The organism is Duganella rhizosphaerae, from assembly GCF_040364205.1.
GTDB lineage: Bacteria > Pseudomonadota > Gammaproteobacteria > Burkholderiales > Burkholderiaceae_D > Rugamonas > Rugamonas rhizosphaerae.
This window is the reverse complement of the sequence record NZ_BPWK01000072.1, coordinates 1-588: the sequence shown is the minus strand read 5'-3', so window position 1 is coordinate 588 and position 588 is coordinate 1. Positions and strand designations below refer to the sequence as shown.

General features: G+C 66.2%; 1 protein-coding gene. It reads right to left on the bottom strand.

Features of this window, described 5'->3' with window-relative positions; all coding sequences use genetic code 11:
* Window positions 1-588 (bottom strand): alpha/beta fold hydrolase (locus RUGAMON1_RS32645; RefSeq protein ID WP_445234425.1); only part of this gene is annotated, 588 nt, incomplete at both ends.

Here is a 588-nt window from a genome sequence, read left to right as displayed (position 1 = left end):
GCCGTGCGGCGCGCCGGGGTAGGTGATCAGCTTGGCGTGCTTGACGATGGCGGCCGAGGCGCGGCCGGCGGCGTCGATCGGCACGATCTGGTCGTCCTCGCCGTGGATGATCAGGGTCGGCTTGTCGAACTTCTTCAGGTCGTCGCGGAAGTCGGTTTCCGAGAAGGCCTTGATCGAATCATAGGTGTTCTTGTGGCCGGCCTGCATGCCCTGCGCATACCATGCCTGGATGATGCCTTGCGACGGCTTGGCGCCCGGACGGTTGTAGTTGTAGAACGGGCCCGAGGCCAGGTCCAGGTACAGCTGGGCGCGGTTGGCGACCGAGGCGGCGCGGATGCCGTCAAATACTTCCATCGGCAGGCCGCCCGGATTGGTGGCGGTTTTCAGCATCAGCGGCGGCACCGCCGAGATCAGGCCCAGCTTGGCGATGCGCTTGGTGCCGTGGCGGCCCACGTAACGCGCCACTTCGCCGCCGCCGGTGGAGAAGCCGGCCAGGATGATGTTCTTCAGGTCCAGCGCTTCGATCAGCTGCGCCAGGTCGTCGGCGTAGTGGTCCATGTCGTTGCCGTCCCAAGGCTGGCTCGAACG